We start from the raw sequence: 18,063 nt of genomic DNA on the forward strand, positions 1-18,063 counted from the left end.
CGACGCCGCTGCGCCGTCACAATCCCGCCATGCCGCGCATCCTCCTGATCGACGACGACGAGCACCTGGCCGCGCCGCTCGCCACCTACTTCGCGCGATTCGACTGCGCGCTCGACAGCGCGACGCGGCCGAGCGAAGGCCTGGCCAAGCTGCGCTCGATGCACTACGACGCCGCCATCCTCGACGTGATGCTGCCCGAGATGGACGGCTTCGCGCTGTGCCGCCAGATCCGCAGCGAAAGCGACATCCCGATCGTGATGCTCACCGCGCGCGGCGAGGTGATGGACCGCGTGGTCGGCCTCGAACTCGGCGCCGACGACTACCTGCCCAAGCCCTTCGAGCCGCGCGAACTGGTGGCGCGCGTGCAGACCATCCTGCGGCGGCAACGCGTGCGTACCGCCGGGACGGCGGCTGCGGCGCAGCGCCTTGTCTTCGACGGCCTGACGATCGACCTGGACCGGCGCGAAGTGCTGCGCCAGGGCGGGCAAGTCGAGCTCACCGGCACCGAGTTCGAGCTGCTGGCGTTGCTCGCCGCCGAGCCCGGCAAGGTGTTCAGCCGCGACGACATCCTCAACCGCCTTCGGGGTCACGAGGCCGACCTGTACACCCGCGCGGTCGACATCGTCGTGAGTCGGCTGCGCAAGAAGCTGGAACCGCTCGACTGCATCAAGACACTGCGCAACGCGGGCTACACGCTGGCGGTCGCGCGTGGCGAGGGCGCGTGAGGCGCGGCGCGCACGGCATGCATGGCGTGCACGGCGGCAGGCGGCGCTGGAGGCGCTCCGTGCGTGTGCGCCTCGTCATGTGGTTCCTGGTGCTGGCACTGTTGATGGCGGGCGTCTTCATCTTCGGCATGCAGAAGTCCTTCTCCGGCGGCTGGGCCGAGGCCGCGAGGCCGATGCTCACCGACTACGCCGACCGGCTCGTCGCGGAGATCGGCACGCCACCGGATGTGGCGCGCGCGCAGGCACTGGCGCAGCGGCTGCCGATCAGCATCCGCATCGTGGGCCCGACCGTGAACTGGGATTCGAACCCCGACCAGAGGGCCGGCCCCTGGCGGCACGAACGCGAGTTCTCCGAAGATCGATGGTTCGTGCGGCCCACCGCCGACGGCCATCGCATCGTGTTCGGTTGGGCGCCGCGCATCTGGCAGGGCGCGCCGCATGCCATCGGATGGTTCACGCTGGCCGCCTTGCTCCTGCTCGTCGTGCTTGTCTACGCGGCCGTGAGCCGATTGCTCCGGCCACTCATCGACATCCGCGAAGGCGCGGAGCGCTTCGGGCGCGGCGAATTCGCGCAGCCCATTCCCGTCCGGCGCCGTGACGATCTGGGCGACCTGGCGCAGCGCATCAACACCATGGCGCACGACATCCAGGGCATGCTCGACGCCAAGCGCGCACTGTTGCTGGCGCTGAGCCATGAACTGCGCTCGCCATTGACGCGCGCGCGGCTCAATGCCGAACTGCTGCCTGACACACCCGAGGGTGCCGCCGAACGCGACGCGCTGCTGCGCGACCTCAACGAGATGCGCGACCTGATCAGCGACCTGCTCGAAAGCGAGCGCCTGGCGAGCCCGCATGCGGCACTTCAGCGCGAGCCGGTCGACCTGGCGGCGCTCATTCGCGAGGTGGCAGCCGAGTTGCCGCATGGCGAGTCGGTCACGCTCGATCTGTCCGCCAACCTGCCGCCGCGTCCGCTCGACCGCACGCGGATGCGGCTGCTCGTGCGCAACCTGCTCGACAACGCCTTGCGCTACAGCGCCGGTGCGCCGCAGCCGCCGCGCGTCTCGCTGGAAGCGGAAGGCGCGGGCGTGCGGCTCGACGTGCGTGACTTCGGTCCCGGCGTCGACGACGCGCAGCTCGAACACCTGACCGAACCGTTCTATCGCACCGACAGCGCACGGCAGCGCGCCACCGGCGGCGTCGGCCTGGGCATGTACCTGTGTCGGCTGGTTGCCGAGGCGCACGGCGGCTCGCTGCAAGTGCGCAATGCGCATCCGGGCCTGGTCATTGCCGTGCGGCTTGCTTGACTCGCCGGCGCAACGCGGCGGCAGTTCGCGATCCGATGACCGTGCGGCGAGGGTCCTTCATGCTGCAATGGAGACGCCTTCACCGGACTTCGCGGCGCAGTGGGCGCTGCCATGCGCCGACCCTCGGTGGCCGGTCTGGCACTGGCCCTGCGGGGGAAGCCTCCGCGCTGATACTGGATTGAGCCCAGGCCCGGTCAATAGGCGTGCCAGAGGGCCGCGAAGAAGTGGCAGGCGCTGCCGGCGAGCACGAACAGGTGCCACACGAAGTGCGCGTAGCGCAACTTCGAATCGAGCAGGAACACGACTGCGCCTGCGGTGTATGCCAGCCCGCCCGCGACCAGCCACCCGAGTCCGGCCGGCGACATGCGCTCGTACAGCGGCACCGCCGCGATCAGGGCCATCCAGCCCATCGCCACATAGAGCCCGGTGGACCACAGCGGATGCTTCAGCCGGTCGAACAGCTTGGCGCCGACGCCGAGCACGGCCGCGCAGCTGACGGCGGCGAACAGCACCCAGCCCACCGGCCCGCGCAGCACGCCCAGCAGGAACGGCATGTAGCTGCCTGCGATGAAGAGATAGATGGCAGCGTGGTCGAGCCGGTTCAGCAGCACCTTGGCGCGGCCGGCCGGCAGTGCGTGGTACAGCGTCGAAACCAGGTACAGCACGATGGCCGTGCTTGCGAACAGCGATGCGCCGACGATGTTGGCCGCCTGGCCATTCACCGCGGCGTTGTAGACGAGGATGGGAAGCGACGCCGTGGCCAGCAGCAGGCCCAGGCCGTGGCTCGCCGCGTTGGCGATTTCCTCGCCGAGGGTCTGGATTCGGGGTGGCGTCAGCGTGCTCATCGGGCCATTGTGCACACGCCGGTTGTCGCGCGCGCTACGCCGCTTGGCTTACACCGCGGCTAGCATCCAACTCCATCACGCTATTCCCCAAGGAGACACCATGTCCGCCACCTCGCTCACCAACCACCAGGTCCGCCTGGCCAAGCGCCCCGAGACCACTGCCACGCGCGAGCACTGGAACTTCACGACCGAACCGGTCGGCGAGCCGGCCGAGGGCGACGTGCTCATCAAGACGCTGACGCTGTCGCTGGACCCCGCCATGCGCGGCTGGCTCAACGATGCGAAGAGCTACATCCCGCCGGTCGCCATCGGCGAAGTGATGCGTGCCGGCGGCATCGGCCGCGTGGTCGCGTCGAAGAACCCGGCGTTTGCTGTGGGCGACACGGTGTACGGCACGCTGGGCGTGCAGGAGTACATGGTCATCGAGCAGGACCAGATCAAGCGCAACGGCCTGGTGAAGATCGACCTGCGCGCCGGCACCATCGGCCAATGGCTCAACGTGCTCGGCATGCCCGGCATGACCGGCTACTTCGGCCTCATGGACGTGGGGCAGCCGAAGCCGGGCGAAACGGTCGTCATCTCCGGCGCGGCCGGCGCGGTCGGCCAGACCGTGGGCCAGCTGGCCAAGATCAAGGGCTGCCGCGTGGTCGGCATCGCGGGCGGCGCGGCCAAGTGCGACTGGGTGGTGAAGGAACTGGGCTTCGACGCCTGCATCGACTACAAGGCCGGCGAGGGCGCCGTGCGCGCGGGCCTGAAGGAACATTGCCCCAAGGGCGTCGACATCTACTTCGACAACGTCGGCGGCGAGATCCTGGACCAGGTGCTGGCCAAGCTGGCGCGCAAGGCCCGCGTCATCATCTGCGGTGCGATCAGCCAGTACAACAACGCCAACAGCATGCCGGCCGCCGGCCCGCGCAACTACCTGAGCCTGCTGGTGAACCGCGCACGCATGGAAGGCATCGTCGTGTTCGACTATGCGGATCGGTATCACATTGCCGTTGCCGAACTCGCCGGCTACCTGAAGGATGGCCGCATGAAGAGCAAGGAAGACACGGTGAAGGGCATCGACACCTTCCCCGAGGCGCTGAACAAGCTGTTCGCCGGCGAGAACTTCGGCAAGCTGGTGCTGGAAGTCGCCGCGGACTGACCGAATGACCAAGGCCGCCGACGCACCCTGGTACCTGCCGGTCGGCGACGAGGTGCAGGTGTTCGAGGCGGCCTGGCGCGCGCGCCTGCCGGTGCTGCTGAAGGGGCCGACCGGCTGCGGCAAGACGCGCTTCGTCGAGCACATGGCCTGGCGCCTGAGCGGGCAGCCGCTGGTCACGGTGGCCTGCCACGAAGACCTCACGGCCAACGACTTGGTCGGGCGCTACCTGCTCTCGGCCGACAGCACCGTCTGGATGGACGGCCCGCTGACACGCGCGGTGCGCACCGGCGCGATCTGCTATCTCGACGAAGTAGTCGAGGCGCGCAAGGACACCACCGTCGTGATCCATCCGCTCACCGATCACCGGCGCATGCTGCCGATCGAGAAGACCGGCGAACTGCTCGAGGCGCACCCCGACTTCCTGCTCGTCATTTCGTACAACCCCGGCTACCAGAGCAGCCTCAAGGACCTGAAGCCGTCGACGCGGCAGCGCTTCGTGAGCCTGGAGTTCAACTACCCGGCCGTCGATGTCGAGGCGACCATCGTCGCGCATGAAAGCGGTGTCGATGCGGCGATGGCGCATCGGCTCGCGACCATCGGCGACAAGGTGCGTGCGCTGCGTGAACACGGATTGACGGACGGCGTGAGCACGCGCCTGCTGGTCTACACCGGGCAACTGATCGCCGGCGGCATCGCGCCACGCCGCGCCTGCGACATCGCGATCACGCATGCGATCAGCGACGAGCCGGACGTGCAGCAGGCGGTCGCGGACATCGTCGACGTGCTGCTGCCATGAACGCCCCCGGCGCGGCGCACGCGGTTCGTTTCGAACAGGTGCACCGCGCGATGGCGCTGTTCGCGCAAGGGCTGGGCGGCAGGGCGAAGGCGGTCCAGCTGGAAGGCGAGGGCGCTGGCGACGCGCAGGCCATCCGCCTGCCTGCGGTGACGGACGACTTCGGCTCGCGGCGAGAGAACCATGGCGCTTGCCGCGTCGCCGTGCTGCGGCAGCTGGGCGATGCCGATGCCGCGCCCGAGTTCCATCGATGGCCGCGACCGACCCTCGCGCGACGGGTTTACCGCTGGCTCGAAAGGCTGCGCATCGACAGCGTGATCGGGCGTCGCTACCCGGGCGCAGTGGGCGATCTGCAGCGTGTTCGAGCGCATGCCTTGGCCCGCCGCGCGCCTGTGTGCGATGAAGCGCGACCGATGCATTCGGTGATCGACGGACTCGCGCGCTTCACGCTGGGCGCGGGACGCTCCGATTCCGTCGATTCCGTCGATCCCCTTGGTCTAGCTGATCCCGTTGGTCTAGTTGGTGCCGTTGATCCCACTGGTCGCACGCAGCCGCGGAGCAACCCCATGCTCGATCGCATCCTCGACCTCGCCGCCACGGTGCAGGCAGAAGCTGCCGATGCACGCCACAGCCTGCGCGTCACAGCTGCGATCTGCGCCGTGCTCGACGCCGCAGCGCGACCGAGGCGGGCGACGTCTTTCGTCGAGGCAACGGGCGAGGCGCCATACGATGGCCTGCGGGCAGGCCGCGTCGATGGCGATGCGCCGGACGGCGATAGCACCAACGGCGATGCCGGCGATGGCGGCTGGAGCGCCGCGCTGGCCTTCAACTTCGACGCGGCGGACGCCGACCCGCCCGCCAAAGCGCAGCGATCCGCCACGAGCGCCCCATCGTCACCCCCGCCAGCCGCCACGCACAGCTACTTCCATGACGAATGGGACCACACCGCGCGGCGCTACCTGCCCGACTGGTGCCAGGTCCGCGAGCGGCGCCTGCGCGGCGACAACATCCGCTTCCTGCACGACCTGCGCGAGCGACATGCCGTCTTGCGCGGCGAGGTGCGCCACCGGTTCGCGGCCATCCGTCCGGCCTTTCGCCAGCGCGTGCATCGAAGGCTCGACGGCGACGAGATCGACCTCGACGCTGCCATCGCGGAAGCCGTGGAGCGTCGCGCGGGCCGGCTCGCCGAGGGCCGCGTCTTCATCGCCGCGCAGCAACCGCGCCGTGACGTGTGCGCCGCCTTCCTGGTCGACATGAGCGGCTCTACCGGCTTCCTCGTACCGGACGCAATGGCGCAGGCCGCGAGCGAAGACGATGACGACGATGACTACCTCTACCAGGGCCGTGTCGCCATGCGCGCCGCGCAGCGCCCCGCGCGCCGCCGCGTGATCGACATCGCCGCCGATGCGCTGGGCCTCATGTGCGATGCGCTGCACGAGTTGGGCGACCGTCATGCGGTCTACGGATTCTCCGGGGAGGGGCGCCACAACGTCGCCTTCCACGTGGCCAAGGCCTTCGACGACCCGTGGTCCGCGCGTACGGCCGCGGCGCTCGCCGCGATGCAGCCGATGGGCGCCACGCGCACCGGCGCGGCCATCCGCCATGCCACGATGCGGCTGGCGCGCGAGCCCGCGGCCACGCGCGTACTCATCGTCGTGTCCGACGGCTATCCGCAGGACAGCGACTACGGCCCCGTGCGAGGCGATGCGGCCTACGGCATCCATGACACGGCACGTGCCTTGCGCGAGGCGGAGCAATCGGGCATCGACACCTTCTGCATCGCCATCGACCCGGCCGGCCACGACTACCTGCGCACCACGTGCGCGCCCGACCGCTACCTCGTCATCGACGATGTCAGCGCCTTGCCGGCGCAGCTCGGCAAGGTCTACCGCGCGCTCACGGTTCGCTGACGACGAAGCGCTCGCCGCCGAGCAGCCCGCTGGCCGCAGCCGCCTCGCGCCGCACCGCCTGGGCGATCACGCCGTCGACCGAAGGGTCGAAACCCCCCGTCGCGCCCAGGGCGGTAAGCACGGCGCAGACATGCCCGGCATGGTCGTACACCGGCGCGGCCACGGCGCTGATGCCGCGCTGGTAGGTGTCGCGCACCGTGGCGCAATGGTGATGTCGCAGTTCTTCGCACACCTGACCGATCGGGTCCTTGGCGTCGAGCTGCGCGCGCATCTCGGGGGAGGCCGCGGTCCATTCCTCCTGGGCCAGCGCCCGAACGCGCGAGCCGGCGAGCAGCCCGAGGAACACGCGCCCGGTGGCCGACCACAGCATCGACATCACCGAGCCGACGCGCACGTTCACCGTCACCGGCAGGCCGGGCTCCTCGAAGCGCACGATGGTCGGCCCCTTGTTGCCCATCACGGCCACGAAGCAGGTCACCTCCAGGCTCTCGCGCAGACGGATCAGCGAAGGCTCGGCCACGCGGATCGGGTCGGCCTGGCGCATCGCGGCCAGCCCGATCTGGATGGCTTCCGCACCCAGGTGGTAGTGCTGCGAGCCGGCGTCCTGCGCCACCAGGCCTTCTTCCATGAGGCTGGCCAGGTAGCGATGGACCTTGGCAGGGCTCTCCTCGATGTGCGCTGCCAATGCCGTCAGGCTGGCGCGACCACCGAGGCGCGCCAGTCCCTTCAGCACGGCCATGCCGGTCTCGGCGGATTGAACGCGCTGGCGGCGGTTGGGGGCGTTGGCGAGTGCAGGCATGAGGTGGAAGGGTAAACACCAAAACGCAATTACGCATTGCGTATCAAACTTACGCTATTCGTACATACCCCTCTCAAGCCGAGCCGTCTCGACTGGATCCCTCGCGGGGGCCGGGCCGGGTGGCTCTGCCTTGGGGGCACTCTCTTTCAAGACCAGGAGACTCCCGATGAAGAAACTGTTGTCCGCCTGCCTGCTGGCCGTTCCCCTGCTGGCCACCTCGCATGCGATGGCGCAAACCTGGCCGGCCAAGCCGATCCGCTGGGTGGTGCCCTACCCGGCGGGCGGCGGATCGGACTTCCTGGCGCGCACCATCGGCCAGGCCTTGTCCACGCAGGTCAAGCAGCCGGTGCTGGTCGACAACAAGCCGGGCGGCAACACGGCCATCGGCGCGTCGGACGTGGCGCGCTCTGCGCCCGACGCCTACACGGTGCTGTCTGCCGACAACGGCACGCTGGTGTTCAACCCGGTGCTCTACAAGTCGCTCAGCTACAGCCCGACCAGGGACCTCGCGCCGGTCACGCTGATGGGGCGCTTCCCGATGATCCTCGTGGTCGGCCCGGGGAATTCGGCGGCCAATGCGAAGGACTTCATCGCGGAGGCCAAGGCCAAGGCCGGCGGCCTCAACTACGCCTCGGCCGGCGCCGGCAGCCCGCACCACCTGGCGATGGAACTGCTCAAGTCGGAGGCCGGGCTGGCCATGGTCCACGTGCCGTACAAGGGCGCCGCGCCCGCGCTGGCCGACCTGGCCGGCGGACAGGTGCCCGCGATGATGATCGACCTGGCTTCCGGAGCGGCCTTCATCAAGAGCGGCAAGATCAGGGCGCTGGCGGTGGCGAGCCCCAAGCGCCTGCCGCAACTGCCCGACGTGCCCACCTTTGCCGAACTCGGCCACAAGAACGTCGAGGCGGCCGCGCTGGTCGGCATGGTGGTGCCCGCCGCCACGCCGGCCGACACCATCGCCGCGCTCAACAAGCAGGTCGTCGCGGCCATCCAGGACCCGGCCGTGAACAAGCGCCTGGTCGACTTCGGCGTGGAACCGGTGGGCGACACGCCGGCGCAGTTCGCCGCGCTGCTGAAGACGGAATCGGCCAAGTGGCAGAAGCTGATCCGCGACCTCAACATCTCGCTGGGCTAGGAAGGCAGTATTTCAACTGCGGCCACCGATCTCCAGGACATCTCAACACCTTCAAGGAGGCACCGATGAAGCCAGCCGAAGTCGGCTCCCCGCCCCGCGCCAGCGGCTGCCCCGTGGCCCACGGTCCGTTGTCCACCGAGCGCACGCCCACCGGCTGCCCGGTCAGCCAGCGCGCGGCCGACTTCGACCCCTTCGGGGACGGCTACCAGCAAGACCCGCCCGAGTGCGTGCGATGGGCGCGCGAGCAGGAGCCGATCTTCTGGAGCCCCAAGCTCAATTACTGGGTGGTCACGCGCTACGACGACATCAAGGCCATCTTCCGCGACAACATCACCTTCAGCCCGGCCATCGCGCTGGAGAAGATCACGCCGACCGGCGAGGAGGCCAACGCCGTGCTGGCCTCCTACGGCTTCGCGCTGAACCGCACTTTGGTCAACGAGGACGAGCCCGCGCACATGCCGCGCCGCCGCGCGCTGATGCATTCCTTCATCCCCGAGGAACTCCGGCACCACGAGCCCATGGTGCGCGAACTGGCGCGCGAATACGTCGACCGCTTCATCGATGACGGCCGGGCCGACCTGGTCGACCAGATGCTGTGGGAGATCCCGCTCACCGTGGCGCTGCACTTCCTCGGCGTGCCCGAGGAAGACATGGACACGCTGCGCAAGTATTCGATCGCGCACACCGTCAACACCTGGGGCCGCCCGAAGCCGGAGGAGCAGGTCGCGGTGGCGCACGCCGTCGGCAACTTCTGGCAGTACGCCGGCAAGGTGCTCGACAAGATGCGCGAGAACCCCGAGGGCGGCGGCTGGATGCAGTACGGCTTGCGCAAGCAGCGCGAACAGCCCGAGGTGGTCACCGACTCCTACCTGCACTCGATGATGATGGCCGGCATCGTCGCCGCGCACGAGACGACGGCCAATGCGACGGCCAACGCGATGAAGCTGCTGCTGCAGCACCCGGACGTGTGGCGCGAGGTCTGCGAAGACCCCAGCCTCATTCCGAACGCGGTGGAGGAATGCCTGCGCCACAACGGCTCGGTGGCCGCCTGGCGGCGCATCGTCACGGCCGACGCGCAGGTCGGTGGCGTCGACCTGCCGGCGGGGTCGAAGCTGCTGATCGTCACCTCGTCGGCCAACCATGACGAAGGCCATTTCGCCGACGCCGACCTGTTCGACATCCGCCGCGACAACGCGAGCGACCACCTGACTTTCGGCTACGGCTCGCACCAGTGCATGGGCAAGAACCTGGCGCGCATGGAGATGCAGGTCTTCCTGGAGGAGTTCGCGCGCCGCCTGCCGCACATGCGCCTCGCACCGCAGAAGTTCAGCTACGTGCCCAACACGTCGTTTCGCGGGCCGGAGCACCTATGGGTCGAATGGGATCCTTCGCGGAACCCGGAACGCACGCAGCCAGCGCTTCGCCGTCTCGACGCGCCGGCGCCGGTGCGCATCGGCGAGCCGTCGAAGGGCGCGATCACGCGGCCGGTGGTCGTGGAAAGCGTGACGCCGGTGGCCGAGGGCATCGTCAGGCTGCGCCTCGTCGCACCCGACGGTCGCGCCATGCCGCGCTGGACGCCGGGCTCGCACATCGACATCGAATGCGGCCATCCGGACCTGTCGCGCCAGTACTCGCTGTGCGGCGATCCGGCCGATGCGCATGCGCTGGAAATCGCGGTGCTGCGCGAGCCTGCCGGTCGCGGCGGCTCGGAGTGGGTGCATGGGCATGTGAAGGCCGGCGACAGGCTCAAGATCCGCGGCCCGCGCAACCACTTCCACCTCGACGAATCCACACGCCGCGCAATCTTCATCGCCGGCGGCATCGGCATCACGCCGGTCAGCGCGATGGCCCGGCGCGCGAAGGAACTTGGCATCGACTACCAGCTGCACTACAGCGGCCGTTCGCGCGACACCATGGCCTTCCTCGACGAACTGGCCGCGTTGCACGGCGAGCGCCTGCATGTCCATGCCGGGAGCGAAGGGCAGCGCAACGATCTGTCCGCGCTGCTCGCCACGCCGGATGCGGACACGCAGGTCTACGCCTGCGGCCCGATGCGCATGCTGCAGGCGCTGGAGGCGCATTGCGCCCACTGGCCGGAAGATGCGCTGCATGTGGAGCACTTCGAATCGACGCTGCGTACGCTCGACCCGTCGCGCGAACACGCCTTCGACGTCGAACTGAAAGACTCCGGCATCACGGTCCACGTCCCGGCCGACCAGACGGTGCTGAGCGCCTTGCGCGCCGCCAACATCGACGTGCAGAGCGATTGCGAGGAGGGCCTGTGCGGCTCCTGCGAGGTGCGCGTGCTGGCCGGCAGGATCGATCATCGCGACGTCGTGCTCACGCGCGCCGAACGCGAGGCCGGCACGCGGATGATGGCCTGCTGTTCGCGCGCCTGCGACGGGCGGCTGGTGCTGGAACTTTAGGACCGATCGATTCCGTGCAACCACAACAAGGAGACAGAAAGAAATGAGCAAGCAAGACCCCCTCGTGATCGGAACCGGCCCGCGCAAGGTCATCTGCCTGCATGGCTGGTTCGGCACCGCCCGCAACTGGGGACCGATGGTCCACCACCTCGACGGCAAGGACTTCAGCTATGCCCTCATGGACTACCGCGGCTACGGCGCGCGCAAGGGCAGCGGCGGCCCCTACACCATGGCAGCGATCGCCGAGGACACGCTGGCGCTGGCCGACCAACTCGGCTGGGACCGCTTCGCGCTGATTGGCCATTCGATGGGCGGCATGGCGATCCAGCAGGTGCTGGCCGATGCGCCGGAGCGGGTGAGCGCGCTGGTCGGCATCACGCCGGTGCCCGCATCCGGCGTGCCTTTCGACGACAACGGCTGGGCCTTCTTCTCCGCCGCCGCGGGCGACCCCGGCACGCGCCGCGCCATCATCGACCTGACGACCGGCAACCGCCTGACCGGCACCTGGCTGGACGCGATGGTGGCCGCCTCGGTGGCGAACTCGGACGAAGAGGCCGTGGCCGGCTACCTGCAGGCCTGGGCCAAGACCGATATCGCGCCACGTATCCAGGGCAAGAACCTGCCGGTGCTGGTGCTGCCCGGCGAGCATGACCCGGCCCTCGGCGCCGAGACCAGCAAGGCGACGTGGATGCTGCACTATCCGCAGGCGCGGCTCGAGGTGATCGGCAATGCCGGCCACTATCCGATGGAGGAAACACCCATCGCGCTGGTCAGTCGCTTCGAAGCCTTCTTGCGCGGGGCTTGACACCCACCTCCGAAGCGCCGGAGGCGCTTCCCCCTCGAGGGAGCGGACCCAGCGGCCCGGCAAAGCCGGTTCCACGGGGGGGCCACGAACGGGCTTCGCTTTGCTCGCCGGTTTCATGCGTCGTGGGTGGCGCGCACGCCGTGGAAAGCTGATAAGAATCAGCTGCCGGCCTTGTTCGGATCGCGCCAAGCCCGCTCGAAGGGCAGTCGCCACGCGTGCGGCGCGATCAACTGGTGCACCGCCTTCGGCCCCCATGAGCCCTGCTCGTAGAGCCGCACCGGCGGCGGCGATTCGAGCAAGTGCGTCGACACCTCCCACAGCCGCTCGATGCCTTCCGCCGTGGTGAACAAGGTGCGGTCGCCGCGCATCGCATCGAGGATCAGCCGCTCGTAGGCTTCGAGCACTTCCCCCGCCAGCCCGGTGTCGCGCATCGCGAACTGCAGGCTCAGCTTGTCCAGTCGCATGCCGGGCCCGGGTCGCTTGCCGTAGAACGACAGCGACATCTTCGAGGCATCCGCCAGGTCGAAGGTCAGGTGGTCCGGCCCCTGCGCGCCGACGCCCGAGCCCGGCGGGAACATGCTCTTGGGCGGCTCGCGAAAGGCGATCGAGATGATGCGCTGCCCCTCGGCCAGGCGCTTGCCGGTGCGCAGGTAGAAGGGCACGCCGGCCCAGCGCCAGTTGTCGATGTGGCATTTCAGCGCGATGAAGGTCTCGGTGTCGGAGTCCGGGTCCACGCCTTCCTCGCCGCGGTAGCCCATGTACTGGCCGCGCACCACGTCGCCCGGCACGATCGGCTCCATGCTGCGGAAGACCTTGTTCTTTTCCTCACTGATCGGCGCCGGGTCGAGCGCGGTCGGCGGCTCCATCGCCATGAACGCGAGGATCTGGAACAGGTGGGTGACGACCATGTCACGGTAGGCGCCCGTCTGCTCGTAGAAGCCGGCGCGCTTGCCCAGGCCCAGCGTCTCGGGCACGTCGATCTGCACGTGGTCGATGAAGTTGCGGTTCCAGATCGGCTCGAACAGGCCGTTGGCAAAGCGGAAGGCCAGGATGTTCTGCGCCGGCTCCTTGCCGAGGAAGTGGTCGATGCGGAAGATCTGCTCCTCCTGGAACACCTCGTGCAGCTTGCCGTTGAGCTTGACCGCGCTGGCCAGGTCGGTGCCGAAGGGCTTTTCCATGACGATGCGCGAGCGTTCCACCAGCCCCGCCTCGCCCAGCATGCGCACCACGGTCAGCGCCGCGTTGGGCGGCACGCTCAGGTAATGCAGGCGCCGGCATTCGGCGCCGAAGGACTGTTCGGCGCGCTCGACGGCGTCGCGCAGCGCCGGGGCGCCGGCCGACAGCGGCACATAGTCGAGCGTCGCGGCAAAGGTGTCCCACGCGGCCTGCGTGACCTTGCGGCTCCCGAATTCGTCGAGTGCCGATCGGGCGGACTTGCGAAAGCCTTCGACATCGATTTCGTCGAGCGAGACGCCGATGATCCGGCACCCGGGGATGAAGCCGGTGCTGCACAGGTGGAACAAGCCCGGCAGCAGCTTGCGCCGCGCCAGGTCGCCGGTCGCGCCGACCAGCACCACCACCTGCGGGAACCGGGGACCGACGCCGGGAGGAATCTTCGCCATCTTTTGTCACCCTGGAGTTGTCGTATGCGGCGGGCAAGCGATTTCGATGCCAGCGCCGCGGCGCACCTGCAGATGATGACCGGCGAAATCGATTCGTGCTCCGCAAATTTGGCGTGGGCGCATGCACGCGCCGATGCGCCGGCGCGGGGTTCGGGCCTGTTCCACGGGCCCTAGGCGGATTTCGTGCGCGTGCCCAGCACGGCCGCGGAAATGATCAGCGCCGCGGCAAGCGCAATCGCCCAACTGAGCGGCCGGCCCGTCACCACCAGTAGCAAGGCCGTCGACGCCAGCGGCGTGAGGTAGCTCAGGATGCCGATCTGGCGCACGTCGCCGCCTTTCAGGGCCATGTCCCAGAGGTAGAAGGCAGCGCCGAGCGGTCCGAGCCCGCACACGGCCAGCAGCAGCCAGTCGCGCGTCGACAGGCTCGCCGACGGCTCCAGCACCGCATGGCACGCCAGCGAGAGCATCCCCGAGACCAACCCGAACAGCCCGATGGCCGCGGTCGAGAACGCCGGCACCCGCCGTGTCCACAGCGAATAGCTGGACCAGATGAACGCCGAACCGGCGGCCAGCGCGAAGCCCCAGGTCTCGGTGGTCGCGCCGGCCGTGCCGTCGCGCGCGCCGAGGATCGCGATGGCCGCGCCGGTGAAGCCCAGCAACGCCGCCACCAGGTGCGCAGGCCGCAACGAGACGCCCGCGAGCAGCACCGGCGCCAGCACCACCATCAGCAGCGGCCACAGGTAGTTGACCAGGTTGGCCTCCACCGGCGGCGCGTGCCGCAACGCCAGGAACAGCAGGAAGTGGAAGCCGAACAGGCCGTACACGCCCAGCGCCAGGGTGCGAGGCGGTATGCGCCAGACGGCCCGGTCGCGCAGCACGCTCGGCAGGCTGAGCAGGCCGCCTATCGCCAGGGACAGGCCGGTCAGGAGAAAGGGCGGCACATGCGACAGCGCGGTTCCGAGCGAGGCAAGGGTGGCCCAGAGCGCAATGGCCCCCAAGGCATGGAGATACGACTTTGGCATGCACCGAGGCTAGCCGGCGCGGTCGTCGACTAATGCCGGTTTCTCGTCGCGGAACGACGGACCGTGCGCTTCTGCGCCTTCGCAGAGCACCAAAACCGGGAATTTTGCGTAACTCAAAAGTCACAACCCGTGTCAAATAGAAACTTGAGTACTTAAGTTGTGCGAAATACCCGTCACGAGACGTGGAAATGTCTCACGACCGGAGTGCCGATCTCAACAAGGAAACAGGGGGACTTCTGATGAACTGCGTATATCGCGTCGTTTTCAACAAAGCGCTTGGATGCTGGCAGGCCGTTTCGGAGAGCGCGCGTGGCCGGGTCAGCGGTTCCGCCAGCGACATTGGCGCAAGTGCTGCAAGCGCCACCGCGGTTCACGGCGCTCGCATGCGGGCGATCGCCATCGCGGCCACGATGTTGCTGGCCGTGGGCTCGGCCGCGGCTGGCGATGGCGGTGCGAGCGGCCATCCGGCCAATCCCGTCCTCTGGTCCGGTGCAGGCGGCCGGGACAGCACGGGTGGCGCCGGTGCGGTCAATGACACGGAAGTCGGCTCGTATGCCGGCAATGGCGGCAACGCCACACCCGCCGGCCCGACCGCCGGTACCAACGCCTCGATCGGCACACTCGGTTCGGATCCCACGTTCCTGGGCGGCGACGGCGCCGGAGGTGCAGCCGGCACCGCGGCGGCGCCGAACGGTGCACCCGGCCAGGACGATCCAACCACCGGCAATGGCTTCGGCGGCGGCGGTGGCGGCGGCAATGCCGGCGCCACGGGAGTGGTGACATCCAACTCCAGCACCGTGGTCGGCGGCAGCGGTGGCAAGGGCGGCAACGGCTTCTGGGCAGCCGGCGGCGGCGGTGGCGGCGGATATGGCGTCGTGATCGACCCATCCGTCACCGCCATCGGCAACAGCGGCAGCATCTCGGGCGGCCGAGGGGGCGACGGTGGCACGGCTGCCTCGCAAAGCGGCGGCGGGGGTGGCGGCGGCACGGCCATCTACTTCGCGCCAGCGGATCCGGCCAGCGTGGCCACCAACACCGGAACGCTCAAGGGCGGTAACGGCGGCAACGGTGGCGACGGCCTGGTTCGCGACAACAGATCCAGCGGCGGCGGCGGGGGCGGTGGCAACGGCATTGCCTTGATGAGCGGACGACTCGACAACAAGGCGGGTGCGGCGATCAGCGGTGGTAACGGCGGCAGTGGCGGCGTCGGCAATCCCACGATCGAAGGCGGCCCCTCGGGCAGCGGCGGCAGCGGCGGTGATGCCGTGAACGTCGCTGCCACCGGTGCGCAGGTCGTCAACGCCGGCAACCTGGCCGGGGGCAATGGCGGCGTCGCCGGCGCCAGCATCGGTCCGCGCGGCGCTGCGGGGGCTGCCGGAGTCGGCGTCCATGTCGTCGGCGACGGCAACAGCGTCATCAACGCCGGCAGCATTTCGGGCGGATTGGGCGGCGACGGCGTCACGCGCGGCAATGCCGTCACCATCGCCGGCAACAACAACACGCTCGAACTGCAGTCGGGCTACGGCTTCACCGGCAATGTCGTGGCCGCCGGCGCCGCCAATGCGTTCGCGCTCGGCGGCAACACCGACGCCGCATTCGGCGTGTCCGCCATCGGCCCCCAGTACCAGGGCTTCACCGACTTCCGCAAGACGGGCGCCAGCACCTGGACATTGAACGGTATCCAGCCCGGCGTCACGCCGTGGACCGTGAAGGCGGGCGCCCTGTCCATCGCCGACGATGCGAGCCTCGGCGCCCTGAGCGGCGCGCTCACCCTCGACGGGGGTGCGTTGCAGACCACGGCCGACATTGCCACCGCGCGCCAACTCAAGCTCGGCGCTGGCGGCGGGACACTGCGCACCAATGCCGGGACCACCTTGAGCCTGGGCACCGGCATGACCGGTGCGGGCGGCCTTGCCAAGGAGGGCGCCGGCACGCTGGTGCTGGCGGGCGCGAACAACTACGGCGGCGCAACCAACGTCAACGCGGGCACCGTGCGAGCGGCTGCGGCCAACGCGCTGAGCGCGGCCAGCGCCCACACAGTGGGGGCGGGCGCCACGCTGGATCTCGCCGGCTTCAACCAGACGGTGGCATCGCTTGCGAATGCCGGTACCGTGAGCCTGCTCGGCGCGGTGCCCGGCACCACGCTGACCGTGACCGGCCCCTATGTGGGCAACAACGGCGTGCTGCGCCTGGGCACCGCGCTCGGCGACAGCGGCAGTCCCTCGGACCGCCTGCTGCTCAGCGGCGCCACCGCCGTGGCGACCGGCACGACCTCGGTGCAAGTCACCAACCTCGGCGGCCTGGGCGCGCGCACCACCGGCAACGGCATCGAAGTCATCGGCACGGCGAATGGCGGCAGCATCGGCGCCAACGCATTCGCGCTGGCGGGCGGCCATGTCGACGCGGGCGCATTCGAGTACCGCTTGAACACGATGGCCAGTGGCGGCTACCTGCGCTCCGATGTGGAGGTGCCACCGCCGCCACCGCCCGCACCACCGCCTGCACCCGCACCGGCGCCAGCACCCGCGCCCGCACCGGCACCGGCACCGGCACCGGCACCGGCACCGGCACCCGAGGATGTGGTCAAGCAACAGGCCCCGGCGCCGGCCTCCGTGACTGTCCCGGCCTACCGCGCCGAAGTGCCGCTGCTGGCCGCCTTGCCCGAGCAGTTCCGCCAGCGCAACTACGCGATGCTCGGCAACGTGCACCAGCGCGTGGGAGACGATGCCGGCATGACCGACGGCAGTCGCCAGGGCTGGGCGCGCGTGATCAGCGTCGAGAACACGATCAGCCAGCAAGGGACGGTCAGCCCTCGCAGCAGCGGCCGCGTCACCGGCTTCCAGGCAGGGACGGATCTCCTCGCCAATGGTGGATGGCGCGCCGGCCTCTACGTCGGCCAGCTCGATGGCGACATGCAGGTCAACGGTTTCTCCGGTGGCGTCCTGAACCGCGCGGTCGGGTCCAACGACCAGCGCAACCAGTACCTCGGCGCCTATGCCACCTACCGGGGCCCGTCGGGCTTCTACGCGGACACGGTCGTGCAGGCGGGCCGCCATCGCTACACCGCTTCGACCGGCACGTCCTTGCCCATCTCGGGCAAGGGCGACAGCCTGGTCATGTCGCTGGAACTGGGCCAGTCGATCCGGCTGGCGCCGAACTGGACGATCGAGCCCCAGGTCCAGATCGCGCACCAGAGCCTGAGCCTGGACAGCGCCTGGATCCCCGGCGCAACGCTGGTGCGGCAGTGGACCACCGATGGATGGCTGGCCCGCGCAGGCGTGCGCGTGAAGGGCGACCTCAGCACGGGCGTGGGCGTCCTGCAGCCCTATGGCCGCGTCAACCTGTACGCGAGCACCAACGGCACCGATGTCACGAACTTCGGCACGTTGGCCGGCAACACCGCCCTCCTCACGAACACCGGTGGCTCCAGCGGCGAAGTCGCGGTCGGCGCAACGTTGGCCGACGCAGGCGGTGAGCCTCTACGGCGAAGTGGGTAAGCTGTGGGCGCTGGGCGGTGGCACGCGCGTGCG

At 69.3% G+C, this 18,063-nt stretch carries 13 protein-coding genes and 1 pseudogene; 10 read left to right on the forward strand and 4 right to left on the reverse strand.

Annotated features, from left to right (window positions below):
• Positions 1-29 precede the first annotated feature (29 nt).
• Together HB681_RS29515 and HB681_RS29520 are read left to right on the forward strand one after the other, a co-directional pair.
• On the forward strand, positions 30-725 hold the full coding sequence (locus tag HB681_RS29515; RefSeq protein WP_213958440.1) for a response regulator transcription factor: 696 nt from the start codon (positions 30-32) through the stop codon (positions 723-725).
• Between the two features lie 59 nt (positions 726-784).
• Entirely contained in the window at positions 785-2,029 is a 1,245-nt protein-coding gene (locus HB681_RS29520; RefSeq protein ID WP_345944778.1) for an ATP-binding protein, read from the forward strand.
• Positions 2,030-2,223: 194 nt separating this feature from the next.
• On the opposite strand, the gene HB681_RS29525 is transcribed toward HB681_RS29520, so the two are convergent.
• Entirely contained in the window at positions 2,224-2,874 is a 651-nt protein-coding gene (locus HB681_RS29525) for a hemolysin III family protein (RefSeq protein ID WP_213958441.1), read from the reverse strand.
• A gap of 100 nt (positions 2,875-2,974) precedes the next feature.
• Between HB681_RS29525 and HB681_RS29530 the strand changes: the two genes are divergently transcribed.
• From HB681_RS29530 to HB681_RS29540, 3 genes are read left to right on the forward strand one after another with little or no spacing between them, the layout of a single operon-like run.
• Positions 2,975-4,021, forward strand: coding sequence for an NADP-dependent oxidoreductase (locus HB681_RS29530; RefSeq protein ID WP_213958442.1), 1,047 nt, complete (start codon positions 2,975-2,977; stop codon positions 4,019-4,021).
• A gap of 4 nt (positions 4,022-4,025) precedes the next feature.
• On the forward strand, positions 4,026-4,817 hold the full coding sequence (locus HB681_RS29535; RefSeq protein WP_213958443.1) for a CbbQ/NirQ/NorQ/GpvN family protein: 792 nt from the start codon (positions 4,026-4,028) through the stop codon (positions 4,815-4,817).
• Positions 4,814-6,724 carry a VWA domain-containing protein gene (locus HB681_RS29540; protein WP_213958444.1) on the forward strand — a complete coding sequence of 637 codons (1,911 nt, stop codon included), beginning with the start codon at positions 4,814-4,816 and terminating at the stop codon, positions 6,722-6,724. The genes HB681_RS29535 and HB681_RS29540 overlap by 4 nt, the downstream gene beginning before the upstream one ends.
• Here HB681_RS29540 and HB681_RS29545 read toward each other — a convergent pair.
• Positions 6,711-7,523, reverse strand: a complete 813-nt coding sequence (locus HB681_RS29545; protein WP_213958445.1) for an IclR family transcriptional regulator — start codon at positions 7,521-7,523, stop codon at positions 6,711-6,713. The two genes, HB681_RS29540 and HB681_RS29545, sit on opposite strands and share 14 nt — an antisense overlap.
• A gap of 166 nt (positions 7,524-7,689) precedes the next feature.
• On the opposite strand from HB681_RS29545, the gene HB681_RS29550 reads away from it, so the two are divergent.
• From HB681_RS29550 to HB681_RS29560, 3 genes are all read left to right on the forward strand, one after another.
• Complete coding sequence (locus HB681_RS29550) at positions 7,690-8,658, forward strand: tripartite tricarboxylate transporter substrate binding protein (protein ID WP_213958446.1); 969 nt, start codon at positions 7,690-7,692, stop codon at positions 8,656-8,658.
• A gap of 65 nt (positions 8,659-8,723) precedes the next feature.
• Entirely contained in the window at positions 8,724-11,084 is a 2,361-nt protein-coding gene (locus tag HB681_RS29555; protein ID WP_213958447.1) for a cytochrome P450/oxidoreductase, read from the forward strand.
• A gap of 43 nt (positions 11,085-11,127) precedes the next feature.
• A complete protein-coding gene (locus tag HB681_RS29560; RefSeq protein ID WP_213958448.1) occupies positions 11,128-11,889 on the forward strand; it encodes an alpha/beta hydrolase in 762 nt (253 codons plus the stop codon).
• 158 nt (positions 11,890-12,047) lie between these two features.
• On the opposite strand, the gene zwf is transcribed toward HB681_RS29560, so the two are convergent.
• Entirely contained in the window at positions 12,048-13,511 is a 1,464-nt protein-coding gene (zwf, locus tag HB681_RS29565; protein ID WP_213958449.1) for a glucose-6-phosphate dehydrogenase, read from the reverse strand.
• Between the two features lie 170 nt (positions 13,512-13,681).
• Complete coding sequence (locus HB681_RS29570) at positions 13,682-14,533, reverse strand: EamA family transporter (protein ID WP_213958450.1); 852 nt, start codon at positions 14,531-14,533, stop codon at positions 13,682-13,684.
• Positions 14,534-14,772: 239 nt separating this feature from the next.
• On the opposite strand from HB681_RS29570, the pseudogene HB681_RS38425 reads away from it, so the two are divergent.
• Positions 14,773-14,844, forward strand: a pseudogene (locus tag HB681_RS38425) (ESPR domain-containing protein); the annotation flags it as partial.
• Between the two features lie 72 nt (positions 14,845-14,916).
• Entirely contained in the window at positions 14,917-18,030 is a 3,114-nt protein-coding gene (locus tag HB681_RS29575) for an autotransporter outer membrane beta-barrel domain-containing protein (protein WP_256735152.1), read from the forward strand.
• Positions 18,031-18,063: the final 33 nt, after the last annotated feature.

This window comes from Variovorax sp. dw_954 (assembly GCF_018449755.1).
GTDB lineage: Bacteria > Pseudomonadota > Gammaproteobacteria > Burkholderiales > Burkholderiaceae_C > Variovorax.